Source organism: Streptomyces sp. NPDC030991, from assembly GCF_055571235.1.
In genome coordinates, this window is record NZ_JBVIFR010000006.1 from 290,890 (window position 1) to 316,823 (window position 25,934).

Genomic DNA, 25,934 nt, shown 5'->3' on the forward strand with positions numbered 1-25,934 from the left:
CCTCCCCCCCCCCCCCCCCCCCCCCCCCCCCCCCCCCCCCCCCCCCTCCCCCCCCCCCTCCCCCCCCCCCCCCCCCCCCCCCCCCCCCCCCCCCCCTCTACATAGGCGAGTACATAGGCGAGTACGTGGGCGAGGAAAACCTCACTCGGCAAACGTCGCCGACAGAGCCTCCGCCAGGCCGGGGACGAGCTGCGAGCCGGTGAGGACCTCGATGGGCGAGTCCTTCTCGCGCAGCCGCAGGGCCGAGTCACGGGAGCCGTCACGCAGCACCGCGACCGTCATCCGGACCTCCTGGCGGTCCGGGTGCTCGGCGACCCACGCGGCGAGCTTCTTCTCGCTCAGCCCTTCCGGGACGGTGGCCTCCGCGGACGGCGGCAGCATCAGGCGCTCCACCGTCAGGGCGCAGCCCACGACGGCGTCGGGCCAGGCGATGGTGGCGAGGAACTCGTCCAGCGGTTTGCCGGCCGGGATCTCCTCCTGCTCGATCGGGGTGAGACCGGTGGTCTCCTGCTCGCCCTCCAGGCCGAGCTGGGAGGCGAGAGCGGGTTCCTGGGTGCGCAGGGCAGCGGTGTCGACGAGGGCGAAGAGGCGGGCGGGCTGGTCCCAGCCGAGGCCGGAGGCGTACTCGTCGATCTCGAGTACGGCTCGGGTGAGGGGGCTCGCTGCCATGGGAGTGTTGGACATGGTCACAATCCTGCCTCGTTCCTCCCCCGAAGCGGGAACTGAGTAAAGCGTGAGTAAGTTGCATAGGTGATGGGTCCACGATCTCGGGGGCCCGGCCGATCGATCGATTACTCAACTTCGAGGTGCGCACCTTGGCTTTCCAGATGCCGGACCGCGGCGGAGGCCCGACAGGGCCGCGGATCAGAGTGGGCCGCCCGTCCCGGCGAGCCCGGACGCTGCTGCTGACGCTGGGCGTCCTGGCCGTGCTCGGCATGGCCTTCGTCATGTTCGCCGGTTTCTGGACGGACTGGCTCTGGTACCGATCGGTCAATTACTCGTCCGTCTTCACGAAGACGCTGTGGACGAAGATCGGACTCTTCTTCGTCTTCGGTCTGCTCATGGCGCTCGTCGTCGGCGTGAACATCTGGCTGGCGCACCGGTTGCGTCCGCCGCTCAGCGCCATGTCGATGGAGCAGCAGAGCCTCGACCGCTACCGCATGGGCATCGCGCCCTTCAAGAAGTGGCTGCTGCTCGGTGTCACCGCCCTGGTGGGGCTCATCGCGGGCGCCTCGGCCGCCAGCCAGTGGCGTACGTGGCTGATGTTCGTGAACGGCGTGCCGTTCCACCAGAAGGACCCGCAGTTCCACATGGACGTGGCCTTCTACGCGTTCGATCTGCCCTGGTACCGCTTCCTGCTCGGCTTCGGGTTCGCCGCGACCGTCATCGGTCTGGTCGCCGCCGCGCTGACGCACTACCTGTACGGCGGGCTGCGGATCACCAGCCCGGGCGCGCGCGCGACCGCGGCCGCGACCGGGCACCTCTCCGTCCTGCTGGGTGTTTTCGTCACCCTGAAGGCCGTCGCGTACTGGCTCGACCGGTACGGGCTCACCGTGAAGTCGAGCGACTTCAAGGCGACCGACAACTGGACGGGTCTGAGGTACGTCGACGCGAACGCGTATCTGCCGGCGAAGACGATCCTGTTCTGCATCGCCGTCATCTGCGCGGTGCTGTTCTTCGCGACCTTGTGGCGCCGTACGTGGCAGCTGCCGGTCATCGGCTTTGGCCTGATGGTGCTCTCGGCGATCCTGATCGGCGGCCTGTACCCGGCCATCGTCCAGAAGTTCCAGGTTCAGCCGAACGAGCAGTCCAAGGAAGCCCCGTACATCGAGAAGAACATCGAGGCGACCCGCAAGGCGTACGGCATCGACAAGGCGAACCCGGTCGACTACAGCGGCAAGAGTTCGGACGACACCAAGAAGCAGCGCACGGAGTCCGACTCGGCGGCCAGCTACCGCCTCAACGATCCGAACATTGTGTCGCCCACCTTCCAGCAGCTCGAACAGCAGCGGAAGTACTACCAGTTCCCGACGACGCTGGACGTGGACCGCTACGACGGCGTGGACACGGTCGTCGGCCTGCGCGAGCTGAACCTGGGCAAGCTGGACAAGCGCAACTGGATCAACGACCACTTCGTGTACACGCACGGCTTCGGCGCGGTGACGGCCAAGGGCACCTCGACGGCCCAGGGAGCCCCGCAGTTCACCGAGTCGGGCCTGCCCACCACGGGTGATCTGGGCGACTACAACCAGCGGGTCTACTACGGCGAGAAGACGACGCAGTACTCGATCGTCGGCGGGCCGCAGAAGGAGCTGGACTACGAGCAGGACGACGGCACGCAGAAGACCACGAGCTACGACGGTGACAGCGGCGTCAACCTCTCGAACCCGATCAACCGCGCCGCGTACGCGGTGGCCTTCAGTGAGCCGCAGATCCTCTACTCGGGCGCCATCGGCGAGGGGTCGAGAATCCTGTACAACCGCACGCCGAAGGAGCGCGTCGAGGCCGTCGCCCCCTGGCTGACCATCGACGGCGACGCCTACCCGACGGTGGTCGGCGGCAAGATCAAGTGGGTCGTCGACGCGTACACGACGTCGAACGGTTACCCGTACGCGTCCCGGACGACGCTGGGCGACACCACGGCCGACTCCCTCAACGAGGGGGACAACCAGCGTGCGGTGGTGACCCAGCAGAACCAGGTCAACTACATCCGGAACTCGGTGAAGGCGACCGTCGACGCGTACACGGGCGAGGTCAAGCTCTACACGTGGGATGACGCAGACCCGGTCCTGAAGACCTGGAAGAAGGCGTTCCCGGGCACGGTCGAGTCGAAGAGCGCCATCCCGGCGGACCTGAGGGAGCACCTGCGCTACCCGCAGGACATGTTCAAGGTCCAGCGCGAGCTGCTGAGCCTGTACCACGTGACGAACTCGGACCAGTTCTACAACGCGTCCGACGCCTGGCAGGTCCCGAACGACCCGACCAAGAAGGACAACAGCGCGGTCCCGCCGTACTACCTGTCCATGAAGATGCCGGGGCAGACCAGTCAGCAGTTCTCACTGACGACGACGTTCACCCCCAGCGGCCGGCCCAACCTGAGAGCCTTCATGGCGGTCGACGCCGACGCCACCAGCAAGGACTACGGGACCATAAGGCTCCTGAGAGTCACCGAGGACAAGGTCTACGGGCCGGAGCAGGTACAGAACAAGCTCAACTCCTCGAACCCGGTGGCGAACTGGGTGCGTGACATGAAGGGCGCCGACTCGACGGTCCTGTACGGCAATCTGCTGACGGTCCCGCTCGACAAGGGATTCCTGTACGTGGAGCCGATCTACGCCCAGGGTCGCAACGCCGAGTACCCGCTGATGCGCAAGGTCGCGGTCTCCTACGGCGACCGGACGGGCTTCGCCGACTCCTTGTCGGAGGCGCTCAACCAGGCCTTCGAAGTGGACGGGGCGCAGCCGGCGGAGCCGGAGAAACCCGGTGGGGACGACACGGCGCAGCCACCGGCGAACACCACCGTCAAGGAAGCGCTGGCCGACGCCGAGAAGGCCTTCGAGGACGGCCAGAAGGCCCTCAAGGAGAACGACTGGACCGCGTACGGCGAGGCCCAGGAGAAGCTCGAGGACGCTCTGCAGCGCGCCGACAAGGCCCAGACACAGGCCGACAAGGACGCCAAGCAGAAGAGCGGCGACAAGAGCGCCGACAAGAGCGACAGCAAGAGCGATGACAAGAAGGGGGCAGGCGACTGAGTCCGGGGCTCCTCCCGCGCCGTGGTACGGTTTGAACACAACGGCGCGGGGTGGAGCAGCTCGGTAGCTCGCTGGGCTCATAACCCAGAGGTCGCAGGTTCAAATCCTGTCCCCGCTACTGGTGATCGAAGGCTCGGAAGCATCAGCTTCCGGGCCTTCGGTGCGTCGGAGCCCCGGGTGTCACGAGCCACTGGCATGTGCGAAGTCTGTATCAGGTCGATGCGAACGGCGCTCCGCTCGGGGGGAGTTCGGGTTTTTGTGTTTCACTTGTCGCCCTGTGGGCATGTCGACAAAACGCTGAAGTGACCTCACTGGCTGCGGTATACGAGGTGTACCCGGGTTGCAGGTGGTGCGACGATGGACGTTATGGGGGACAAGGCAACTCTGTTGGAGACAGGGCGGTTTGTGCAGCCTTCTGACCGGGACGAATCCGGCGAGGTGGCAGAAGAAGCACGCCAGCGGCCGGCCGCGGAGGCCGGCGACGTCGAGGCGATGAGTGTCCTCGGCGCCATCCTGCTGCGCCGCGGTGATCTCGACGGAGCCGAACCCCTGCTGCGTGGTGCCACCGGCGCCGGTGACCGGGCCGCCGCCAACAACCTGGGCGTCCTGCTCCACCAGCGCGGTTACGCGGACGAGGCCGCCGGCTGGTGGCGGGTCGCCGCCGTCGCCGGCTCGGCCCCCGCCGCGCACGCGCTCGGCCGCCACTTCCGCGAGCGTGGTGACGAGCCCGCCGCCGAGTACTGGCTGCGCCAGTCCGCCGAGCAGGGCCACACGCTCGGCGCGTACGCCCTCGCCGCTCTCCTGGAGCACCGCAGTGACGTTGGCGCCGAGCGCTGGATGCGGGTCGCCGCCCAGCGCGGGCACCGCGAGGCCGCGTACCGGCTCGCCCGCGCCCTGGACCGGCAGGCCGCGCGGCTCGGCCCCGAGGACGTACTGGTCACGGATGAGAACAAGAAGCCGGCCGCCGAGGCCGAGCAGTGGTACCGCCAGGCCGCCGCCCGCGGGCACCGCCGTGCCGCGCTGCACCTCGGCGCGATCCTGGAGAAGCGCGGCGACCTCAAGGAGGCCGGGCGCTGGTACCTGACGTCCGCGAAGGACGGCGAGCCGCGCGCCGCGTGCGCCCTCGCCTTCCTGCTGCGCGACGCCGGGGACGAGGAGAGCGCCGCGGTGTGGTGGCTGCGCGCCGCGCAGGACGGCGACGGCAACGCGGCGAACGCGCTGGGCGCGCTGCACGCCCAGCGCGGCGAGACGCAGACCGCCGAGCGCTGGTACCGCGCCGCCATGGACGCGGGCGACAACAACGGCGCGTACAACCTCGGCCTGCTCTGTGCCGAGCAGAAGCGCACCGCGCAGGCCGAGAGCTGGTACCGCCGTGCCGCCTACGCGGGCCACCGCGAGGCGGCCAACGCGCTGGCCGTGCTGCTCCTGCAGAACGGCGACGCGGTCGGCGCCGAGCCCTGGTTCTCCAAGGCGGCCGAGGCTGGCAGCGTCGACGCCGCCTTCAACCTCGGCATCCTGTACGCGGGCCGGGACGAGCCGGAGGCCGATCAGAAGGCGCTGCGCTGGTACGAGCGGGCCGCCGCCGGAGGGCACACGGAAGCCGCGCTGCAGGCCGGTATCGCGCGCCTGCGTGAGGGTGACGAGCCGAGCGCCGAGCGGCATCTGCGGTGCGCCGCGGGCGGGGGCAGCCCCGAGGCGGCGTACCGGCTCGCCTCGCTGCTCGACGTGCGTCGCCCGCCCGCGGTCCGGCACGAGCTGGGCGAGCACGTCACCGTGAAGAGCGAGTGCGAGGAGTGGTACGAGCGGGCCGCCGAGCACGGGCACCGGCGCGCTCAGGTCCGCGTCGGCATGCTCGCCGCCGTGCGCGGCGATGTGGTCGAGGCGGCCCGCTGGTACCGGGAGGCCGCGGAGGCCGGCTCGCGCAACGGCGCGTTCAACCTCGGGCTGCTGCTCGCCCGTGAGGGGAGCGAGCCGGAGGCGGCCCTGTGGTGGACGCGGGCCGCCGACGCCGGGCACGGCCGGGCCGCGCTCAGGCTCGCCCTGCTGTGCGCGCGGCGCGGCGATCTGGTCGAGGGCCAGAAGTGGGCCTGCCGGGCCGTCGAGCTCGGGCCGGCCGAGGTGGCCGAGCGGGCGGGACGGCTGCGGGACGCCCTGCGCCAGGAGCTTTCGGCCTGAGCGCGGGCGGCCCGGACCCGGCTGTGGCGGGCCGGGGGAAGCGATTTGCGCTGGTGGGAGGCGTCCCGTAAGGTTGTGTTCAACGGCGCGGGGTGGAGCAGCTCGGTAGCTCGCTGGGCTCATAACCCAGAGGTCGCAGGTTCAAATCCTGTCCCCGCTACTGAAGACCTGAGGCCCGGAACCATTGGTTCCGGGCCTCAGGCGTATCTCCGGACCGCCGTAGGGCGCGCGACGACCTGGCGGCCGTCCACGAACGACAAGAGACCCGCACCAGCAGGTGCGGGTCTCTTTGCGTAGAGAAGCGTGGACAGCGGTCGCCCGGTCGCCTGCGCGACGAGCCGCGCGCTATGTCGCGCAGTTCGGGCACGTGCCGCGGTAGGTGACCTCGACGTCCGAGATCGTGAAGCCGAAGCGCTCCGAGTCGGGGAGGGTCGACAGGGGGTTGCCCGTGGGGTGCACGTCGCGGATCTGGCCGCACTGGCCGCAGACCAGGTGCTGGTGCGGGCGGTGCGCGTTCGGGTCGTAGCGCTTCGCGCGCTTGTCCGTCGCCACCTCGATGACCTCGCCGAGCGACACCATCTCGCCCAGCGTGTTGTACACCGTGGCCCGGGAGATCTCGGGGAGCTTCGCGACCGCGCGTGCGTGCACCTCGTCAGCCGTCAGGTGGACGTGGTCGCCTTCGAGTACCTCTGCCACGACGCGTCGCTGCGCGGTCATGCGCCAGCCGCGTCCGCGCAGTCGGTCCAGGAGGTCACTCATAGAAACCAGCCTAACAGCAAGGGGACCTGAATCCCGAACGAATGTGACTTTGGAGCTTTGCTTGACTTAGACATTGTCCATTGTAGGATCAAGCATTGGCTAGGGCCAAGCGACAGGACAGACTCCGGAAGGGTTCGCATGACCGAGAACCATGAAGCAATCGTCACGGACGCGAAGACGGAGGGGACGGAGACGGGCGGCTGCCCGGTCGCGCACGGCCGGGCCAAGCACCCGACCCAGGGCGGCGGCAACACCCAGTGGTGGCCGGAGCGGCTCAACCTGAAGATCCTCGCCAAGAACCCGGCGGTCGCGAACCCGCTCGGTGAGGACTTCGACTACGCGGAGGCGTTCAACGCGCTGGACCTCCCCGCCGTGAAGCGGGACATAGCCGAGGTGCTCACCACCTCGCAGGACTGGTGGCCCGCCGACTTCGGCAACTACGGCCCGCTCATGATCCGGATGGCCTGGCACAGCGCCGGTACGTACCGCATCAGCGACGGCCGCGGTGGCGCCGGCGCCGGTCAGCAGCGCTTCGCGCCGCTCAACAGCTGGCCGGACAACGGCAACCTGGACAAGGCCCGCCGCCTGCTGTGGCCGGTCAAGCAGAAGTACGGCCAGTCCATCTCCTGGGCCGACCTGCTGATCCTCACCGGCAACGTCGCGCTGGAGACGATGGGCTTCAAGACCTTCGGCTTCGCCGGTGGCCGCCCCGACGTATGGGAGTCCGAGGAGGACGTCTACTGGGGCCCCGAGACGACCTGGCTCGGCGACGAGCGCTACACCGGCGACCGCGAGCTGGAGAGCCCGCTCGGCGCGGTGCAGATGGGCCTCATCTATGTGAACCCCGAGGGCCCCAACGGCAACCCGGACCCGATCGCCGCGGCCCGCGACATCCGTGAGACGTTCCGCCGCATGGCGATGAACGACGAGGAGACCGTCGCGCTCATCGCCGGTGGCCACACCTTCGGCAAGACGCACGGCGCCGGCCCCGCGGAGAACGTCGGGCCCGACCCCGAGGCCGCCCCGATCGAGCAGCAGGGCCTCGGCTGGGCCAACACCTACGGCAGCGGCAAGGCCGGCGACGCCATCACCAGTGGTCTGGAGGTGACCTGGACCAGCGCCCCGACCGCGTGGGACAACGAGTTCTTCGACAACCTCTTCGGCTTCGAGTGGGAGCTGACCCAGAGCCCCGCCGGGGCCAACCAGTGGATCGCGAAGAACGCAGAGGCGACGGTTCCCCTCGCGCACGACGCGTCGAAGAAGCAGCTCCCGACGATGCTCACGACCGACCTCTCGCTGCGCTTCGACCCGATCTACGAGCCGATCTCGCGCCGCTTCCACGAGAACCCGCAGGAGTTCGCGGACGCCTTCGCCCGCGCCTGGTACAAGCTGACGCACCGTGACATGGGCCCGGTCGTCCGCTACCTCGGCCCCGAGGTGCCGTCCGAGACGCTGCTGTGGCAGGACCCGCTGCCGGAGCGCACCGGCGAGACCATCGACGCCGCCGACATCGCCTCCCTCAAGGAGCAGGTCCTCGGCTCGGAGCTCACGGTCGCGCAGCTCGTCTCGGCCGCCTGGGCCTCCGCCTCCTCCTTCCGCGGCAGCGACAAGCGCGGCGGCGCCAACGGCGCCCGCGTCCGCCTGGAGCCGCAGCGCAACTGGGAGGTCAACAACCCCGAGGAGCTGGCGCAGGTGCTGCGCACGCTCGAAGGCATCCAGGAGTCCTTCAACGCCAAGGGCGGCAAGCAGGTCTCGCTGGCCGACCTGATCGTGCTCGCGGGCTCCGCCGCCGTCGAGAAGGCCGCCAAGGACGGCGGCTTCGACGTCGAGGTGCCCTTCTCGGCGGGCCGGGTGGACGCCGCGCAGGAGCAGACGGACGTCGAGTCGTTCGCCGCGCTCGAACCGGCCGCCGACGGCTTCCGCAACTACGTGGGCAAGGGCAACCGCCTGCCGGCCGAGTACCTGCTGCTCGACAAGGCGAACCTGCTGACGCTGAGCGCCCCCGAGCTGACCGTCCTCGTCGGCGGCCTGCGTGTACTGGGCGCCAACACCGGCCAGTCCAAGCACGGCGTCCTCACCGAGAGGCCGGGCACGCTGACCAACGACTACTACGTCAACCTGCTCGACATGGGCACGTCGTGGAAGTCGACGTCCTCCGCGCAGGACGAGTTCGAGGGCCGCGACGCGAGCGGCGCGGTCAAGTGGACCGGCACCCGCGCCGACCTGGTCTTCGGCTCCAACTCCGAGCTGCGCGCGGTGGCCGAGGTCTACGCGAGCGACGACGCCAAGGAGAAGTTCGTGAAGGACTTCGTCGCGGCGTGGAGCAAGGTCATGGACCTGGACCGGTTCGACCTGGTCTGACACGACCTGGTCTGACACGACATGGTCTGACACGACATGGTCTGACACGGCTTGGCCTGACACGGCTTGGTCTGACAGGGCCTGGTTCGGCACGGCCTGGTCCGGTACGAGTGCGTCTCGCGGCGCCTGGAGCAGTACGGCTGTGAGGCCGCAGGCAGAGGGCCGGTTCCCGTCGAGGGAGCCGGCCCTTCGCGTCGCGCTCCGGCAGTGGTCGCTGGTCGCTGGACGCGGTGGCCGGCAGGTCCTAGACCGTCAGGGTCGGCACGGGCGGCCTCGCCGGTGTCCAGCAGCGGGTGATGTCGCGGACCGAGACGATGCCGACCGGCTCCCGGCCGTCGAGCACGATGAGATGGCGGAAGCCGCCGTGGGTCATCGCGCCCGCCGCGTCCTCCAGGGTCCATGAGGGAGCGGCGAAGACGACGTCGGTGGTGGTGTGGGTGCCGGCTGTCTCGTGGTCCGGGTCCTGGTTCAGGGCGAGTGAGTTGAGGATGTCGCGCTCGGTCAGGATGCCGATGCCGCAGCCGTCCGGATCGAGGACGACGGCCGCGCCGACGCGGCGCGCCGACATCAGCCGGGCGGACTGGCGCAGGGTGTGGGTGGGGCCGATGGTGAGGACCATCGTGCTCATGGCGTCACGGACGAGCATGGATGGAGCCACCTTCCTGTGGAGCCACCTGTCGAACCGACCCGGGAACGAGAAACGGTTCACAAGTTCACAAGTGGGGGGACTCTCAGAGTTACAGGTAAAGGGAGCACCAACAAGGGGGCGCGGGAAGCAAGTTCAGGGGCGCCCGCATTTCGTGCGGGCGCCGGTCGGCCGGCTCCGGGTCAGCGCCCGTCGAGGTAGCTCAGCAGCTCGTCGTGGAGCAGACCGTTCGACGCCGCCGCGTTGCCGCTGTGCGGGCCGGGGCGTCCGTCGAGGCCCGTGAAGGAGCCGCCCGCCTCGGTCACCACGATCGCCGGCGCCGCCATGTCCCACAGCGACAGCTCCGGCTCCGCGCACAGGTCGATCGAGCCCTCGGCCACCATCATGTAGGGCCAGAAGTCGCCGTAGCCGCGGGTGCGCCACACCGCCCGGCTGAGCTCCAGGAACCCGTCGAGGCGGCCCTGCTCCTCCCAGCCCGTCAGCGAGGAGTACGCGAAGGAGGCGTCGGCCAGGCGGCCCACCTTGGAGACGTGCAGCCGGGAGGCCGAGGTCAGGCTGCGGCCGGTGAAGGCGCCCGCGCCCTTCGCCGCCCACCAGCGCCGGCCGAGCGCGGGCGCCGAGACCACGCCGACGACCGGATGGTAGCCGCCCTCGGTGGCCTCCATCAGGGAGATGAGCGTCGCCCAGACGGGGACGCCACGGACGTAGTTCTTCGTGCCGTCGATCGGGTCGATGACCCAGCGGCGCGGACCCGTGCCCTCGACGCCGTACTCCTCACCGAGGACCGCGTCGCGCGGCCGTGCCCGCTGGAGGTGATTGCGGATCAACTCCTCGGCGTTCTTGTCGGCCTCGCTCACCGGCGTCATGTCCGGCTTGGTCTCCACCTTCAGGTCGAGCGCCTTGAACCGGTCCATCGTCGCGGCGTCGGCGGCGTCCGCGAGGACGTGGGCGAGACGCAGATCATCGTGGTAGTCGGGCATGACTGCACAGTATCGATCGCGGTCGGCCCGCGGCCACAGGGCCTCCGGCCGTACGGGACGCGCGGGGGCGGCGCCGATGGGCGAGTCCGGGGCCGGGCACGGGCCGCGCGCGGGCTATTGACAGGGGGAACAAGCCCGTCAACTCTGGCGAAACAAGCCGTACCGACACGGCGGCCCGGGGAGGCGACGATGCCTGCAGCGCGGGAATCCCTACTGGACGCGGCCTACGCGGCGCTCGCGCGGCGCCCCTGGGGCGGGGTGCGCATGGTCGACGTCGCGGCGTTCGCCGGGGTCTCGCGGCAGACCCTCTACAACGAGTTCGGCAGCAAGGAGGGTCTGGCCCGCGCCCTGGTGCGGCGCGAGGCCGACGCCTACCTCGCGGGTGTCGACCGGGCCCTGAGGGAGGGCGGCCTCGACACGGTCGCGGAGTGGACCGTGACGAGCGCCCGCCGCAATCCGCTGGTACGGGCCGCGCTCACCGGTTGCTGGAGCGAACGCCTGCCCTCGCCGACCCTGTCCGCGGTGCCGTCCTCGTCGGCCGTGCCCGCGCAGCGCCGCGCGGACGGGCCGCTGCCCGCCCCCGCCGATCTCGTCGCCTCGGTACGCGACCGGTCCCTGGCCGCGCTGGGTGCGGCGGGCGCGGCGGGCGCGGCGGGCACGGAGAGGACGGAGGCGCGGGCGCTGGCCCGGGAGTGCGAACTGGCCGTACGGATCGCACTGTCGTGCGTCATGGTGCCGCCGGCGGACGGCGGGGTGGGGCGGATGGTCCGGGAGGCGATCCGGCCGGGGCGGGCGACGTGAGCTCGGGGCGGGCGAGGTGAGCCCGGGGCCGGGCGAGGTGAACCCGGGGCGCGCGCCACGTCCAGCCCGGACGCGCCGCCCGGGCAGGGGACGCGCCACGTCCAGCTCGGACGCGCTGCCTGGGATCGGGGCGCGTCCGCGGAACTCGAAACGCGCCGCCCTGGTCGGGCAGGGCGGCGAAGCGTTCCTTCGGGTCAGTGCGCCGACCCCGACAGTTGCAGGCCGATCACGCCCGCGACCACCAGGCTGATCGAGACGATCTTGAGGGTGGAGACCACGTCGCCGAGGAAGATCATTCCGTAGATCGCCGTGCCGGCCGCGCCGATGCCCGTCCACACCGCGTAGGCCGGACCCACGTCGAGCTTCTTCAGGGAGAGCGTCAGCAGGCCGAAACTGCCCAGCGCGAAGGAGGCGAAGGCGATGGTCGGCCACAGCCGGGTGAAGCCGTGCGAGAGCTTCAGGCAGACCGCGAAACCGGTCTCCAGGAACCCCGCGACAATGACCAGCAGCCACGCCATGTGATGTGCCTCCCGCGTTCCACTGATCCTGCACAGCTTCGATCTTGCGTCCGGCTTGGTGCGATTATGCCTTTACCGGTGTGCGGGGGCAGCAAACAAGACAGAGGTCAGTCACCCTCGTGCCGCTCGCGCGTGGCGAGCAGACGGCGCAGCGAGTACAGGCGGGCCGGGTCGGCGTGGCCCGCCGCGACCCAGGCGTCCAGGGCGCATTCCGGCTCGTCGTGGCTGCACGCGCGCGGGCAGTTCTCCGTGCCGGGCTCCAGGTCGGGGAAGGCGTGGATGACCCGCGACGGATCGACGTGGTGCAGGCCGAACGAGCGGATGCCCGGGGTGTCGACCACCCAGCCCGCCTCGTCCGGCAACGCGAGGGCCAGCGCCGACGTGGTCGTGTGACGGCCACGCCCCGTGACCGCGTTGACATGTCCCGTCGTACGCCGTTGAGCCTGCGTCACCAGCGCGTTCACCAGCGTCGTCTTGCCCACACCCGAGTGGCCGACGAACGCGGTGATCTTGCCGTCCAGCTGCTCGCGCACCCGCGCCACCGCCGTGCCGTTCTCCAGCTCCTCGCGGCTGGTGACGACATACGGGATGTCGAGATCCCCGTACAGCTCCAGGAGCTTGTCCGGCGGCGCCAGGTCCGACTTGGTCAGGACGAGGAGCGGCGTCAGGCCGCCGTCGAACGCCGCCACCAGACAGCGGTCGATCATGCGGGGGCGTGGCTCCGGGTCGGCCAGGGCCGTGACGACGGCGAGCTGGTCGGCGTTGGCCACGACCACGCGCTCGTACGGGTCGTCGTCGTCCGCGGTACGCCGCAGCACCGAGGTGCGCGGCGCGATGCGGACGATACGCGCGAGCGTGTCCTTCTTGCCGGACAGGTCGCCGACGACGGCCACCTGGTCGCCGACCACCGCCGCCTTGCGGCCCAGCTCGCGGGCCTTCATCGCGTGGACCGGGGTGCCGTCGATGAGGACGGTGAGGCGGCCCCGGTCGACGGTGAGGACCATGCCGTCCGCCGCGTCCTCGTGCTTGGGCCGGATGTTCGTACGCGGACGCGTGCCCTTGCGGCCGGGCCGCTGGCGGATGTCGTCCTCGTCGGTGTGCTTGCCGTAGCGGCGCATCGCTCTACGTTCCCTACGGCCTGTCGGTTCCGAGGCTGTCGGTGCCAAGGCCCTCGGTCCCGAGCATGGAGGTCCACATGGCGGGGAAGTCCGGCAGCGTCTTGGCCGTCGTCGCCACGTTCTCGATCTGTACGCCGTCCACGGCCAGGCCGATGATCGCGCCCGCCGTCGCCATGCGGTGGTCGTCGTAGGTGTGGAAGATCCCGCCGTGCAGGGTGCGCGGGCGGATGTGCAGACCGTCGGCGGTCTCCGTCACGTCACCGCCCAGCTCGTTGATCTCCTTGGTGAGCGCGGCCAGCCGGTCCGTCTCGTGCAGCCGCAGGTGCGCGACGCCGCTCAGCGTCGAGGGACCGTCGGCCAGGGCCGCGACCGCCGCGATGCCCGGGGTCAGCTCGCCGACCTCGCCGAGGTCCACGTCGATGCCGTGGACCGAGCCGGAGCCGGTGAACGTGAGCCCCTGCTCGGTCAGTTCGCAGGCCCCGCCCATCCGCGTGAAGATCGAGCGCAGCGCGTCACCGGGCTGCGTCGTCTGCGTCGGCCAGTCCGGAATGGTCACCCGGCCGCCGGTGACCAGCGCCGCGGCCAGGAACGGCTGCGCGTTGGAGAGGTCCGGCTCGATCACGATGTCCCGGCCGAGCAGGGCCCCCGGCGTCACCCGCCACACATTGGCCTCGCCGCCCGACTCAGGGGTGTCGACCTGGGCGCCGACCGCCCGCAGCATGTCGACCGTCATCCGGATGTGCGGCATGGAAGGCAGCGAGGAGCCGGTGTGGCGGACCTCGACACCCTGGTTGAAGCGCGGCCCCGAGAGCAGCAACGCGCTCACGAACTGCGAGGACGACGACGCGTCGATCTCCACCGGGCCACCGTCGAGCGCCCCGCCACCCTGCACCGTCAGCGGCAGCGCGCCCCGGCCCTGGTCGTCGATCCGCGCGCCGAGCACACGCAGCGCGTCGATCACCCCGTGCAGCGGCCGCTCGTACGAACGGGGATCGCCGTCGAACCGGATCGGCCCGTCGGCGAGCGCCGCGACCGGCGGCAGGAACCGCATGACCGTCCCCGCGTTGCCCACGTCGATCGTGGCGGGGCCCTGGAGACCGGACGGGATGACCCGCCATGCCTCGCCCGAACCGTCCGGGCCCACGCCCTCCTCGATACCCACGCCCATCGCGCGGAGCGCGCCCGCCATCAGCAGCGTGTCGCGGGAGCGCAGCGGGCGGCGCAGCCAGCCCGGCTCGGCGGCGAGTGCGGCCAGGACGAGGGCGCGGTTGGTGACGGATTTGGACCCCGGCACCGAAACGGTCGCGTCGACGGCTCCGCTCGCGAGAGGGGCGGGCCAGAGGGCGGTGGGCGCGGGGTGCGTGGTCATGCCTTTACTTTAGTGGGCCCGCCCGGAGCCACCTCTTCACAGGCCGAGCAGCCAGCGGCCCCCGCCCAGCAGTGAGCACAGTGAGACGGCGTGGAAGAAAAAGAGCCACATTCCCGCGGGGACGTGCGTGAGGCGCGAGAGCTGGTCGGCGTCCGAGTCGCCGGCGCCGCCGCGGTGGCGCTTCGCCTGCAGCTCGAAGGCCGGGCGCACACCGCCCAGGAGCAGGAACCAGACCACCGCGTACGCGAACGCCGCCTGCGTCTGCGGGCCGGTCAGCCAGGAGACCAGGACGAACGCGCCGCCGGCGACGAACACCGTCAGCACCCCGTACGCGTTCCTGATCATCACCAGCATCGCCACCAGCAGGGCCGTCGCCAGCCAGAGCAGGAGCGTGATGTGGCCCTGGCCGAGCAGCGCGGCGGCGCCCAGACCGAGCAGCGGCGGGGCCGTGTATCCGGCCGCCGCCGTCAGGATCATGCCCAGGCCGGTCGGTTTGCCGCGGCTGACCGTGAGACCACTGGTGTCCGAGTGCAGCCGGATGCCGTCGAGTCTGCGGCCCATGAGCAGCGCCACCAGGCCGTGACCGCCCTCGTGGGCGATGGTGATGGCGTTCCGTGAGAGTCGCCACAGGGTGTGCGGGACGATCGCCGCCAGCGCGACGACGCCGGTGGCTATGACCACCCACTGGTCGGGGTCGGACTGGGTACCGAAGATCCGGTCCCAGAGGCTGGCGTCCATGTTTTTGGTGCTCCCGGGTTCCCGTTTAGTCGTGGAGGGGGTCGGCTTCTGAAGGGGGTGGGTTTGGGCGGGTTGTGCTTTTTTTGCGCTTTGGGTTTTCTGGTGTTTCGCCTTGTCGCTCTGGCACTGTGGCACGTATGTGCGGAAGGTATGCGTCGAGCCGTGGACCCGAGGATCTCGCAGCAATCTTTGAGATCGAGAAGTGGGAGCCGGAGGAGGCCCATGAGCCCGACTTCAACGTGGCCCCCACCAAAGAGGTCTACGCCGTACTCGATCGCCCGGTGAAAGACGCCGAGGACCCGCGTCCGGTTCGCCAGCTGCGCAAACTGAAGTGGGGGCTCGTGCCCTCCTGGGCGAAGACGCCCGAGGGCGCCGCCCGGATGATCAACGCGCGGGCCGAGACCGTGCACGAGAAGCCGTCGTACCGGCGGGCCTTCGCGACGCGGCGCTGCGTTCTGCCTGCCGACGGCTATTACGAGTGGGTGACCGGGGCGGGGGAGCGAGAGCTGGAGGTCGAGGGGAAGAAGAAGCGGCCGCGAAAGCAGCCGTACTTCGTCACGCCGGCGGACGGGTCGGTGTTCGCGATGGCCGGGCTCTACGAGTTCTGGCGCGATCGCACGCTGCCGGACGAGCACCCGCTGGCCTGGTGGGTGACGTGCTCCGTCATCACGACGGAGGCGGAGGTCGGTCCGCTCGGGGTCGCGCCGGAGAGCGGGCCTCGGTCGCTCGCCGACATCCATCCGCGGATGCCTCTGATGCTGACGCCCGACCGGTGGGACGCGTGGCTGGATCCTGAGCGGACGGACGTGGACGAGCTGCGGTCCCTGCTTGTGGCGCCGCCGGAGGGGCTGATGCGGGCGTACCCCGTGTCCACGGCTGTCAGCAATGTGCGTAACAACGGGCCGGAGCTTCTGAAGGAGCTGGACGGGCCGGAGGAAGTGACCCTGTTCTGACTCGGGGGGTGTCGCGGGTCGGGGTGGTCGGGCGGGTTGTTCCGGCCGGGCTGGGTGCGCCGTCTGTGGTGATGTGGTGGCGGGGCCGTGCCGGGGTGCCTCCTCGGCCGGATCGGTTGCCTCGCCTGCTGTACGCCATAGGCGGGTCGTCCTGCGCTGGGTTCCTGCGGAGTCCTGCGGGGGCACCCCGGCACGTCCCCTCACGTCGTCTCGCGGGTGTACCCCGTCCGGTGCGTGGGTCCGGTGCGGGTGTGTCTCGGCACGTTCCCTCATGTCGTCTCGCGGGTGTACCCCGTCCGGTGCGTGGGTCCGGTGCGGGTGTGTCTCGGCATGTCCCCTCATGTCGTCTCGCGGGTGCACCCCGTCCGGTGCGTGGGTCCGGTGCGGGTGTGCCTCGGCTCGTCCCCGACGTTTTCTTGCAGGTGCGCCGCGGTACTTGGGTCCCGGTGCCGGGTGTCCCGTGTGGTCCTCGCCTCGACTCCGGGTGGGTTCCGTGGGGCACCATGATCCCGTGACCCGTATCGACCTCGTGCCCACCGACGCCGGTGACGCCCGTATCACCTGGCATGCCGCCCCGTCACCCGCTCTTGTTCTCGCTGTCGGTCACGGTGCCGGTGGCGGGATCGAGGCGCGGGATCTGCGGGCGATCGCCGACGTTCTCCCGGGGCACGGGGTGAGCGTCGCTCTTGTGGAGCAGCCCTGGCGGGTGGCCGGGAAGAAGGTGGCGCCCGCGCCCAGGACCCTGGACGTGGGCTGGCGCGGCGTCTGGCCCGCTCTGGTGGCGGGTGGGGTGCCCGTGGTCGCCGGGGGGCGGAGCGCGGGGGCCCGTGTCGCGTGCCGGACTGCTGCCGAGTTGGGGGCCGTCGGTGTGCTCGCCCTCAGCTTTCCGTTGCATCCGCCGGGCAAGCCCGAGAAGAGCCGCGCCGATGAGCTGCTGGGCGCCGGAGTGCCCACCCTGGTCGTGCAGGGTGGCAACGACCCGTTCGGCAAGCCGGCCGAGTTCCCGGCTGACGGCACGTTCGAGCTCGTCGAAGTGGCCTACGGGGATCACGGGTTCGCCATTCCCAAGCGCGCGGAGACGAGCCAGGAGGAAGCCCTCGCCGTCCTCACCGACGCCGTGATCGCGTGGACTTGGTCACTCCGTTAGGCGCTGGGAATGTTGGGTGCGGGGCGGCTGTTGTCGCGTACGTCGGTGACAGTCGTACGAGAGGAAGTCCGCCGCATGGGTTCGACCATCTGCCCGAGCCGCGCCACCACTCCTGAACTGGAGTGGAGCGTGCTGAGCGCGGCCAAGACCGCTCCTATTCGGGCGGCGGGCGGACCGGATCGTCGTCTATCCTCCGATTCGAGTGGGACCTCTTCGGGTCTCGCGACGTCGTTGGAGGAGGTGGGTCCGGTCACAGGGACCGACGCAGGGACCGAACACGGCCAGGCGGACGAGCAGCCCGGCACCCCCGAGAGCACGGAGACCGCCGCTGCCCGCAGCGCGCGCTTCGAGCGGGACGCGCTGGAGTTCCTCGACCAGATGTACTCGGCGGCGCTGCGCATGACGCGCAACCCGGCGGACGCCGAGGACCTGGTGCAGGAGACGTATGCCAAGGCGTACGCGTCGTTCCACCAGTTCCGCGAGGGCACGAACCTCAAGGCATGGCTGTACCGGATCCTGACGAACACCTTCATCAACTCGTACCGCAAGAAGCAGCGCGAGCCCCAGCGCAGTGCCGCCGAGGAGATCGAGGACTGGCAGCTGGCGCGCGCGGAGTCGCACATGTCGACCGGTCTGCGCTCGGCCGAGTCCCAGGCCCTCGACCACCTGCCCGACTCCGACGTGAAGCGAGCGCTGCAGGCGATCCCCGAGGAATTCCGCATCGCCGTCTATCTCGCCGACGTCGAGGGCTTTGCGTACAAGGAGATCGCGGACATCATGGGGACACCCATCGGTACGGTGATGTCCCGCCTGCACAGGGGCCGTCGCCAGCTGCGCGGCATGCTCGAGGACTACGCCCGTGACCGCGGGCTCGTCCCGGCCGGCGCCGGAGAGTCGAACGAAGCGAAAGGCTCGGGCTCATGAGCTGCGGAGAGCCGCACGAAACGGACTGCAGTGAGGTCCTCGACCATCTCTACGAGTTTCTCGACCATGAGATGCCGGACTCCGACTGCACCAAGTTCGAGGTGCACTTCGAGGAGTGCTCCCCGTGCCTGGAGAAGTACGGCCTGGAGCAGGCCGTGAAGAAGCTGGTCAAGCGGTGCTGCGGGCATGACGACGTGCCGACCGACCTCCGGGCGAAGGTCATGGGGCGGATCGATCTGATCCGCTCCGGGCAGCCCACGCCCGAAGAGGGCACGCCCCTCGCGTGAGCCGCGGGTGTGGACAACTCCCGCATCGTGTGCGGGAGTTCGCACCATTCGCCACCGGGTTCACTCGAACGTGGTAATCCGGGCCCTCAGGCCCCGGCAATCCCCGTGATACCGCCCTCGTGGCGTGGAACGCGTCCTATCCTCCGTGAACTGGACGCCACGGGGAGGGGGTTGAGCATGCGGACGGTTCCGCCTGTGGCCCGTGTGTACGTCCTCCTCACCGTCGTCGGCGCTCTCGTGTGCGCCGCGCCCGCCCTCCGAACGGACACCTCGTGGAGCGCGGTCGCGTTGCTCGCGTGCGTGTACGCCGGATGCGAGCAGGCCGGCCACTGCCGGATCGTCGGGCGCCGCGCCCCCAAGGGCATGGGCACCTTCCTCCCCGTGCTCCTTGCAGGAGCGTTTCTGCTGTCGCCTCCGGCCGCCGCGCTCGTCGCCGTACCCGGCGCCCTCCTCGCCCGCGTCGAACAGCGCCCGGCGGGGCTGCGCCGTCTGTGGCGGGTGGCCCGGCTCGCCCTGGGCATGTGGGCGGCCGCGCAGGTCTTCGGCGCGCTCGGCGGCCCGGACGCCGCCGCCGGGGCCCGCATCCCGTCCGCGCTCGGGCCCGCTGCCGCCGCGCTCCTCGCCCTCTGCGCCGTGCTCACCCTCCTCGACGGCGGCATCCTCGCCGCGGCCGAGCGCGTACCGCTGCGCACCGCCTGGCGCGGGCTGTTCCTGCGGTCACTGGCGCCGGTCACCGTGCACGGCCTCGCGGGGCTGCTGATGACGGTCCTGTGGGCGAGCTCGTACGGCCCTGTCTCCGCGCTGCTCGTGCTCCTGCCGATGTACATCTCCTGCTGGGTCTTCGCCCAGTACCAGCGGGAGCGGGCCGCGCACCAGGCGACGATCCGCGCCCTCGTACAAGCCGTCGACATCAAGGACGGGTACACGCGCGGACACAGCGAGCGGGTCGGGCAGGCGTCCATGATGATCGCCCGTGAGCTGGGCATGGCCGACGAGCGGGTGGAGATCCTGCGGTTCGCCGGGATCCTGCACGACGTGGGCAAGCTCGGCGTACCGACCAGGCTGCTGCGCAAGGACGGGCCGCTGACGCCCGAGGAGCGCGAGGTCATCCAGCTGCATCCGGAGTACGGGCACGAGATGGTGCGCGGCATCAGTTTCCTGGGCGAGGCGCGGGCGGCGATCCTCCATCACCACGAGCGGCTCGACGGCAGCGGGTACCCGTACGGGCTCGCGGGGGCGCAGATCCCGGAGTTCGCCCGGGTGGTGGCGGTGGCGGACGCGTTCGACGCCATGACCTCCACGCGTACGTACTCCCGGGCACGGCCCGTCGCGGTGGCCCTGGCGGAGCTGGAGCGGTGCGCCGGATCGCAGTTCGACCCGGTGATGGTGCGGGCGCTGGTGCGGGTCCTCGGGCGGGACGGGTGGCACCCCGTGGTCACCGCCGACGAGAGCGCGGCCCCCGTCGCCCGCCCGGAAGGAGCGGCCGTGCCCGGGGCGGTCGCCCGGTGACGGGGTGGGCGTCGCCCGGGCCTGCGCCCGGCGCCGACGGGTTCACCCGGCCGCTGCGCCGTGCGGGCCGGCTGCCCGCGGCGGTGGTGGCCGTCTACCTGACCGCCGGCTGCCTCACCCTGCTCGCCCTCGGCTCCACCGCGCGGCACGGGCCGTCCGACCCCGGCGCCGCGCTCGCCTTCGGCCTCCTCGTCATGGTCGGGGAGCTCGCCCGCTGGGGCGTCGGCGGCGACCGGGAGGCCGCGCCGCTCGGCGCCGCCGGGGCGCTCGCGTACGCGCTGCTCGGCGAGGAGGCCGGGCACCCCACGCAGCACGGAGTGCTCCAGGTCGTCGCGATCACCGTCGCGGGCACCCTCGTCGGATGCGTCCCGCACGTGGCGCGCGGGAAGGGGCCCTCGCTCGACCACATGGCCCGCCGCGTGCTGACCGTCGGCTTCGCCGCCGTCTGCTTCCAACCGCTCTACAACCGCGGGCTGTTGCAGGACTGGTTCGGCGACGGGGCGCTCTACGCGCTGCTCGTCGTCGGGCTGCTCGCCCTCACCGCGCTGTGCGACGCCGTGCTCGCCGCCGCCATGGCGCACGCCCGCACCCGCTGGCCGTTCGGGCCGCTGCTGCGCGACGAACTGCGGGCGATGCCCGGGATCGGCTCCGCCGTCTGCGCGACCGGCGCCGTCATGGCTCTCGCCGTCGCCGTGGCCGGGCTGTGGGCGCTGCCCGTCATCAGTCTGCCGCTGCTCCTCACCCAACTGGCCTTCCGGCGTTACGCCGCCGTCCGGGCCACGTACCGGCAGACCATCGCCTCGCTGGCGCGCGCCACCGAGATCGCCGGGTACACCCCGCACGGGCACGCCCACCGGGTGGCCGCGCTGAGCCGGTCCGTCGGGCGGGAGCTGGGGCTCTCCGGGCCGGATCTGACCGTGCTGGAGTACGCCGCCCTGATGCACGACATCGGACAGCTCTCGCTCCTCGATCCGGTCGCCCGGGGCGCGACGGCGGGCCTCGCCCCCGACCGGCAGCGCCGTATCGCCCTGCTCGGCGGCGCCGTCGTCCGGCAGACGGGGGTGGACGCCCAGGTGGCCGTGGTGGTGGAGCGGCAGGCCGATCCGTACCGTGAGCAGCCGCTCGCCGCGCGGATTGTGCGGACAGCGAACGCGTACGAGGAAATGGCGAGGGAAGAGGGCCCGCAGGGGCCGCTCGCGGCCTTGGAACGACTGCGGCTCGGCACCGGCCGCGACTACCAGCCCGAGGTCGTGGAGGCACTGGCCAGAGTGGTCGCGGACCCCGGTCTGAGCCTAGGGTCGGCTGGGTAACCCATGGGTAATGAGCGGGCGTCCGACCGTACGTGGTTGGATGCGAAGAAGAGGGTGTCCGGGGGCACGGGCCTCGAATATCGGCAGGCGGGAATCGTGAGGATCTTCGGCAAGGGACGACACCGGCCCTCCGCCTCGTGGCGGCAGGCCACAGATCGTGCGTTCACGCTGATCGGGGACGGGCGCTACGAGGACGCGGGAGCGCTGCTCACCCGCGCCGCGGACCTGGAGCCGTGGCTGTCGGAGTCCTGGTTCAACCTCGCTCTGCTGCACAAGTTCCGGCACGACTGGGAGCAGGCGCGCACCGCGGGCCTGCGCGCCGTCGCGCTGCTCGAACGCGAGACGGGCGCCCCTGACTGGTGGAACGTGGGGATCGCCGCGACCGCGCTGCAGGACTGGCCGCTGGCCCGGCGGGCCTGGCAGGCGTACGGGCTGAAGGTGCCCGGTGGCGCCACCGCCGCGGGCGAGCCGACCGGGATGGAGCTGGGGAGCGCCGCGGTGCGGCTCTCCCCGGAGGGCGAGGCCGAGGTCGTGTGGGGGCGCAGGCTCGACCCCGCGCGCATCGAGGTGCTCTCCATCCCGCTGCCTTCCTCCGGGCGGCGCTGGGGCGAGGTCGTCCTGCACGACGGGGTGCCGCACGGCGAGCGGACGATCGCGGCCGGGCACTCGTACCCGGTCTTCGACGAGATCGAGCTGTGGGCGCCGTCGCCGGTGCCGACGTGGGTGGTGCTCCTGGAGGCGGCCACCGAGTCCGACCGGGACGCGCTGGAGCGGCTCGCGGCCGATGCCGGGTTCGCCGCCGAGGACTGGTCGTCCTCGGTGCGGCTGCTGTGCCGGATGTGCTCGGAGTCGCGGATGCCGTCCGACGAGGGCGACGGGGAGCACCTCGATCCGCACGACCACAGCGAGCCGGGGCACCCCGGGCCGCTCGGGCACCGCACCGACGGGCAGCTGTGGGTGCCGGAGCGCGAGTGCGGGGTGGCCGCGCCGGCCTCTCTCGTACGGGGGCTGCTCGACGGGTGGGTCGCCGATTCGCCGGACTCGCGGGACTGGCGGGACCTCGAAGAGGTCTGTTAGGCCCCCGGCAGGGCGCTCCGCACGGGGCGTGGGCGGGTCCCCGTACCCTGTAAGGGTTTCCCCGTACATCCCAGGAAGGCTTACCTCGGTCATGGCCCAGCAGGACACCGATCAGCAGCGCGCGGGCGTGCTCCCCGTGGACGACGAGGGCTTCGTCATCGACACCGAGGACTGCGAGGCGCGCGAGGCGGCGTACCGGGAGCGCGGGACGTCGCGGCCGATCACCGTCGTCGGGAACCCCGTCCTGCACAAGGAGTGCAAGGACGTGACCGAGTTCGACGACGAGCTGGCCGCGCTGGTCGACGACATGTTCGCCAGCCAGCGCGCCGCCGAGGGCGTCGGCCTCGCCGCGAACCAGATCGGCGTCGACCGCAAGGTCTTCGTCTACGACTGCCCGGACGACGAGGGCGTGCGCCACACCGGCGTCGTCGTCAACCCGGTGCTGCGCGAGCTGCCCGCCGACCAGCGCCGGCTCGACGACTCCAACGAGGGCTGCCTCTCCGTGCCGACCGCGTACGCGGAACTGGCCCGCCCCGACTACGCGGTGGTCACCGGGCAGGACGAGAAGGGCAACGCGATCACGGTGCGCGGCACCGGGTACTTCGCGCGCTGCCTCCAGCACGAGACGGACCACCTGTACGGGTACCTGTACATCGACCGGCTGTCGAAGCGGGAGCGGAAGAACGCCCTGAAGCAGATGGAGGAGGGCACCCCGCGCTATCCGGTGGTCCCCAACAACTAGCGTCCCAAGGGGCGGTTGAGCGCCGAGCGGCGCCCGGTACGGATGACTCCGAACCGGGCGCCGCTCTCGTCTGCGCCCGCACCCGTCGCCTGTACGCCCAGGTGTGCGAACAGGACCGGCCGTGCGTGACCCATATTCAGTCATGTAAGGGGACGATTCCGGCGACCAGGGGTAGTGAGGGGAGCAAATCCGTTCCCAGAACGGTCAGTTGTAGTGCTGAATAGAAAGCGCGGGGATACGCAACGGCGCGCGCCCGGCACTGCGGGAGGGCGTACGCCGTCAGGCGGCAGAGAGGGGTTTGTTCGTGCCTGCTTATCCGAAGACAGCGGTCCCACCGGCGCTGGCGCTACCGGTGATCGAGGACAGGTTTCCTCGTAATCTGCACCCCTATTGGCCGAAGCTCCAGGAGAAGACACGGTCCTGGCTGCTCGAAAAACGCCTGATGCCTGCCGAGAAGGTGCAGAAATATGCCGATGGTCTGTGCTACACGGACTTGATGGCGGGGTATTACATAGGCGCGCCCAACGACGTGCTGTCCGCGATATGCGACTACAGCGCGTGGTTCTTCGTCTGGGACGACCGCCACGACCGCGACGTGATCCACGGCCGGACGGCGAGCTGGCGGCGGCTCGCCGTCCAGCTCCACGCGGCCACCGAAGCCCCACAGCTTCACCGGCACCACAAGGATCCCGTGGTCGCGGGCTTCGCCGAGAGCGTCGAGCGCCTCTACGGCTCGCTGAGCCGGACATGGAGCGCGCGGTTCGCCCGCCACTTCCATGTGGTGATCGACGCGTACGACCAGGAATTCCACAATCGGATGACGGGTACGGTCCCGACCGTCGACGAGTACATAGCCTTGCGCAGGAATACGTTCGCGCACTGGATATGGCTCGATCTGCTGGAGCCGACCGCACAGTACGAACTCCCCACATGGGTGCGGAGGAATGAGGCGTACCAGCGCGCGGCGCTCGCCTGCCAGGATTTTGCCGCCTGGTACAACGATTTGTGCTCGCTGCCCAAGGAACTCGCGGGCGACGAATTGCACAACCTCGGGATAAGCCTCATCAAACACGAAGGGCTTTCCCTGTGGCAGGCGATAGCGGAAGTCCGCCGAAGGGTCGAGGGAACCATCGAGGATTTCCTCGCCGCGGAGGCGGAGGTCGAGCAACTCGCCATTGCGACCGAGAACATCGGACCACACGGAGCGGAACTCGCGACGGCCATCAGGTCGTGCGTGGGCAATATGCGGAACTGGTTCAGCTCCGTGTACTGGTTCCACCACGAATCGGGCCGGTACGCGGTGGACAGCTGGGACGACCGGGCGACCCCGCCCTACATCACCGACGACGAGACGACCGAACAGAACGACCAGGTAGGTGAGTGCGCATGACGGTCGGATCGGCCCTGCCCGCCCCGCCCGGCACGGACCCCGCCCGGCCGCCGCTCGCCCCCGGCGGCGCACCCCTGCTGGGCCACGCCTGGAACCTGCTGCGCGACCCGCTCGGCTTCCTCACCCGGCTGCGCGACGGCGGCGACGTGGTCCGGCTGAAACTGGGCCCGAGGACGGCCTATGCGGTCTGCGACCCCGAGCTGGTGGCCACCCTGCTCAAGAGCCCGGACTACCTGGTCGGAGGGGTGCTCTGGGAGACGATGGGCGTCCTGCTCGGCAAGGGCGTGGCGACCAGCAACGGGCCGCTGCACCGGCGCCAGCGCCGGACCGTCCAGCCCGCGTTCAGGATGGACAAGATCCACGAGTACGCGGCCGTGATGGAGGAGGAGGCACGGGCCATGGCCGCGCGGTGGACCGACGGGCAGACCGTCGACATCGCGGCCGAGGTGTTCCGCACGGCGACCCGGATCGTGGCCCGCTCGGTGCTCCAGGTCGAGTCCGTCGGCGAGCGGGCCGACCGGCTGAGCGCGGCGCTGCACACCGTGTTCGAGGGCCTGTACCGGAGGATGATCCTTTCCTTCGGCCCGTTGTACCGGCTGCCCACTCCCGCCAATAGGCGATTCGAGAACGCACTGGCCGATTTGCATCGGCTGGTCGACGAGATCATCGCCGAGCGAAGGGCGTCGGGAAGCAATCCGGGCGACCTTCTCGGGGCTTTGCTCGACGACCGCGACGAGAATGGTGAAACCGTCAACGAGCAGGAGGTGCACGATCAGGTCGTCTCCCTCGTCGTGGCCGGTGCCGAAAATGTCGCGAAGACCCTGACGTGGGTGTTCCAGCTACTCGCCGAACATCCCGAGCAGGAAAGGCGGTTGTCCGCGGAGGTTGAATCCGTGACGGCCGGTCGTCCGGTCGCTTTCGGTCACCTCAAGGAGCTCGCATATATGCGGAATCTCCTCACCGAGTCGATGCGGATTCGGCCTGCTGTCTGGATATTGACGCGGCTCGCCGTCGTCGACACGACGCTCGGCGGGTATCGCATTCCAGCCGGATCCGACATCGTCTACAGTCCGCTGGCGATCCAGCGCGACCCGCGCGCGTTCACCGACCCTCTGGCCTTCGACCCCGACCGCTGGCTCCCCGAGCGCGCCGCGGACGTCACGCCCGCGGCCCACGCTCCGTTCAGCGTCGGCAACCGCAAGTGCCCCGGCGACCACTTCAGCATGGCCGAACTCGCCCTGATCCTGGGCACGGTGGTCGCCCGGTGGCGGCTCGTCCCGACCCCGGAGACGGACGGTTCCGCCCGCATCGGGATCACGCTCCAGCCGAGGCGGGCCCTGCTGCGGGTGGAGGCCCGCGGCTGAGCCCCGGCGCCGGA

Annotated in this window: 22 protein-coding genes and 2 tRNA genes; 16 read left to right on the forward strand and 8 right to left on the reverse strand. The window is 70.6% G+C overall.

Annotation, left to right across the window (positions count from 1 at the left end):
* Nucleotides 1-141: 141 nt before the first annotated feature.
* On the reverse strand, nt 142-684 hold the full coding sequence (locus ACZ45E_RS14510) for a PPA1309 family protein (protein WP_468220572.1): 543 nt from the start codon (nt 682-684) through the stop codon (nt 142-144).
* 143 nt (nt 685-827) lie between these two features.
* Between ACZ45E_RS14510 and ACZ45E_RS14515 the strand changes: the two genes are divergently transcribed.
* The 4 genes from ACZ45E_RS14515 (at nt 828) to ACZ45E_RS14530 (ending at nt 6,087) form a co-directional block, all read left to right on the forward strand.
* Nucleotides 828-3,752 (forward strand): UPF0182 family membrane protein, encoded by a 2,925-nt coding sequence (locus tag ACZ45E_RS14515; protein ID WP_468220781.1) that lies wholly within the window; start codon nt 828-830, stop codon nt 3,750-3,752.
* Nucleotides 3,753-3,796: 44 nt separating this feature from the next.
* Nucleotides 3,797-3,870 (forward strand) — tRNA-Met (locus ACZ45E_RS14520).
* Nucleotides 3,871-4,109: 239 nt separating this feature from the next.
* Nucleotides 4,110-5,927, forward strand: a complete 1,818-nt coding sequence (locus tag ACZ45E_RS14525) for a tetratricopeptide repeat protein (protein ID WP_468220574.1) — start codon at nt 4,110-4,112, stop codon at nt 5,925-5,927.
* An 86-nt stretch (nt 5,928-6,013) separates the two neighbouring features.
* Nucleotides 6,014-6,087, forward strand: a tRNA-Met gene (locus tag ACZ45E_RS14530).
* Between the two features lie 185 nt (nt 6,088-6,272).
* Here the strand turns inward: ACZ45E_RS14530 and ACZ45E_RS14535 are convergent.
* Nucleotides 6,273-6,686, reverse strand: coding sequence for a Fur family transcriptional regulator (locus ACZ45E_RS14535; protein WP_468220576.1), 414 nt, complete (start codon nt 6,684-6,686; stop codon nt 6,273-6,275).
* Nucleotides 6,687-6,824: 138 nt separating this feature from the next.
* On the opposite strand from ACZ45E_RS14535, the gene katG reads away from it, so the two are divergent.
* On the forward strand, nt 6,825-9,047 hold the full coding sequence (gene katG, locus ACZ45E_RS14540) for a catalase/peroxidase HPI (protein ID WP_468220578.1): 2,223 nt from the start codon (nt 6,825-6,827) through the stop codon (nt 9,045-9,047).
* Nucleotides 9,048-9,291: 244 nt separating this feature from the next.
* Here katG and ACZ45E_RS14545 read toward each other — a convergent pair whose 3' ends face one another.
* Nucleotides 9,292-9,693, reverse strand: a complete 402-nt coding sequence (locus tag ACZ45E_RS14545; RefSeq protein WP_468220580.1) for a CBS domain-containing protein — start codon at nt 9,691-9,693, stop codon at nt 9,292-9,294.
* Between the two features lie 182 nt (nt 9,694-9,875).
* Complete coding sequence (gene hisN, locus ACZ45E_RS14550; protein WP_468220581.1) at nt 9,876-10,673, reverse strand: histidinol-phosphatase; 798 nt, start codon at nt 10,671-10,673, stop codon at nt 9,876-9,878.
* 189 nt (nt 10,674-10,862) lie between these two features.
* Between hisN and ACZ45E_RS14555 the strand changes: the two genes are divergently transcribed.
* A complete protein-coding gene (locus tag ACZ45E_RS14555) occupies nt 10,863-11,474 on the forward strand; it encodes a TetR/AcrR family transcriptional regulator (protein WP_468220583.1) in 612 nt (203 codons plus the stop codon).
* A 194-nt stretch (nt 11,475-11,668) separates the two neighbouring features.
* Here the strand turns inward: ACZ45E_RS14555 and ACZ45E_RS14560 are convergent, their stop codons facing one another.
* The 4 genes from ACZ45E_RS14560 to ACZ45E_RS14575 all read right to left on the reverse strand — a co-directional run bounded on the left by ACZ45E_RS14560 (nt 11,669) and on the right by ACZ45E_RS14575 (nt 15,217).
* Nucleotides 11,669-11,992 (reverse strand): DMT family transporter, encoded by a 324-nt coding sequence (locus ACZ45E_RS14560; RefSeq protein ID WP_164560115.1) that lies wholly within the window; start codon nt 11,990-11,992, stop codon nt 11,669-11,671.
* A 107-nt stretch (nt 11,993-12,099) separates the two neighbouring features.
* The gene (rsgA, locus tag ACZ45E_RS14565; protein WP_468220585.1) at nt 12,100-13,110 is read right to left on the reverse strand and encodes a ribosome small subunit-dependent GTPase A; all 1,011 of its coding nucleotides are present in this window, start codon (nt 13,108-13,110) and stop codon (nt 12,100-12,102) included.
* A gap of 13 nt (nt 13,111-13,123) precedes the next feature.
* Nucleotides 13,124-14,479, reverse strand: coding sequence for a 3-phosphoshikimate 1-carboxyvinyltransferase (gene aroA / locus ACZ45E_RS14570; RefSeq protein WP_468220586.1), 1,356 nt, complete (start codon nt 14,477-14,479; stop codon nt 13,124-13,126).
* Nucleotides 14,480-14,515: 36 nt separating this feature from the next.
* Nucleotides 14,516-15,217 carry a M50 family metallopeptidase gene (locus ACZ45E_RS14575; protein ID WP_468220589.1) on the reverse strand — a complete coding sequence of 234 codons (702 nt, stop codon included), beginning with the start codon at nt 15,215-15,217 and terminating at the stop codon, nt 14,516-14,518.
* Between the two features lie 137 nt (nt 15,218-15,354).
* Between ACZ45E_RS14575 and ACZ45E_RS14580 the strand changes: the two genes are divergently transcribed.
* From ACZ45E_RS14580 to ACZ45E_RS14625, 10 genes are all read left to right on the forward strand, one after another.
* Complete coding sequence (locus ACZ45E_RS14580) at nt 15,355-16,170, forward strand: SOS response-associated peptidase (RefSeq protein WP_468220590.1); 816 nt, start codon at nt 15,355-15,357, stop codon at nt 16,168-16,170.
* Nucleotides 16,171-16,681: 511 nt separating this feature from the next.
* Nucleotides 16,682-17,317, forward strand: coding sequence for an alpha/beta hydrolase family protein (locus ACZ45E_RS14585; protein WP_468220593.1), 636 nt, complete (start codon nt 16,682-16,684; stop codon nt 17,315-17,317).
* A 240-nt stretch (nt 17,318-17,557) separates the two neighbouring features.
* On the forward strand, nt 17,558-18,241 hold the full coding sequence (sigR, locus tag ACZ45E_RS14590) for an RNA polymerase sigma factor SigR (RefSeq protein WP_468220594.1): 684 nt from the start codon (nt 17,558-17,560) through the stop codon (nt 18,239-18,241).
* Nucleotides 18,238-18,528, forward strand: a complete 291-nt coding sequence (gene rsrA / locus ACZ45E_RS14595) for a mycothiol system anti-sigma-R factor (RefSeq protein WP_468220596.1) — start codon at nt 18,238-18,240, stop codon at nt 18,526-18,528. The genes sigR and rsrA overlap by 4 nt, the downstream gene beginning before the upstream one ends.
* 177 nt (nt 18,529-18,705) lie before the next feature.
* Entirely contained in the window at nt 18,706-20,037 is a 1,332-nt protein-coding gene (locus ACZ45E_RS14600) for an HD-GYP domain-containing protein (RefSeq protein WP_468220598.1), read from the forward strand.
* Nucleotides 20,038-20,156: 119 nt separating this feature from the next.
* A complete protein-coding gene (locus tag ACZ45E_RS14605) occupies nt 20,157-21,347 on the forward strand; it encodes an HD-GYP domain-containing protein (RefSeq protein WP_468220783.1) in 1,191 nt (396 codons plus the stop codon).
* Between the two features lie 96 nt (nt 21,348-21,443).
* Nucleotides 21,444-22,424 carry a tetratricopeptide repeat protein gene (locus ACZ45E_RS14610; RefSeq protein ID WP_404217332.1) on the forward strand — a complete coding sequence of 327 codons (981 nt, stop codon included), beginning with the start codon at nt 21,444-21,446 and terminating at the stop codon, nt 22,422-22,424.
* A 91-nt stretch (nt 22,425-22,515) separates the two neighbouring features.
* The gene (gene def / locus ACZ45E_RS14615; protein WP_468220602.1) at nt 22,516-23,166 is read left to right on the forward strand and encodes a peptide deformylase; all 651 of its coding nucleotides are present in this window, start codon (nt 22,516-22,518) and stop codon (nt 23,164-23,166) included.
* Between the two features lie 304 nt (nt 23,167-23,470).
* Nucleotides 23,471-24,556 carry a terpene synthase family protein gene (locus ACZ45E_RS14620; RefSeq protein ID WP_468220603.1) on the forward strand — a complete coding sequence of 362 codons (1,086 nt, stop codon included), beginning with the start codon at nt 23,471-23,473 and terminating at the stop codon, nt 24,554-24,556.
* Complete coding sequence (locus ACZ45E_RS14625; RefSeq protein ID WP_468220605.1) at nt 24,553-25,920, forward strand: bifunctional albaflavenone monooxygenase/terpene synthase; 1,368 nt, start codon at nt 24,553-24,555, stop codon at nt 25,918-25,920. The genes ACZ45E_RS14620 and ACZ45E_RS14625 overlap by 4 nt, the downstream gene beginning before the upstream one ends.
* Nucleotides 25,921-25,934: the final 14 nt, after the last annotated feature.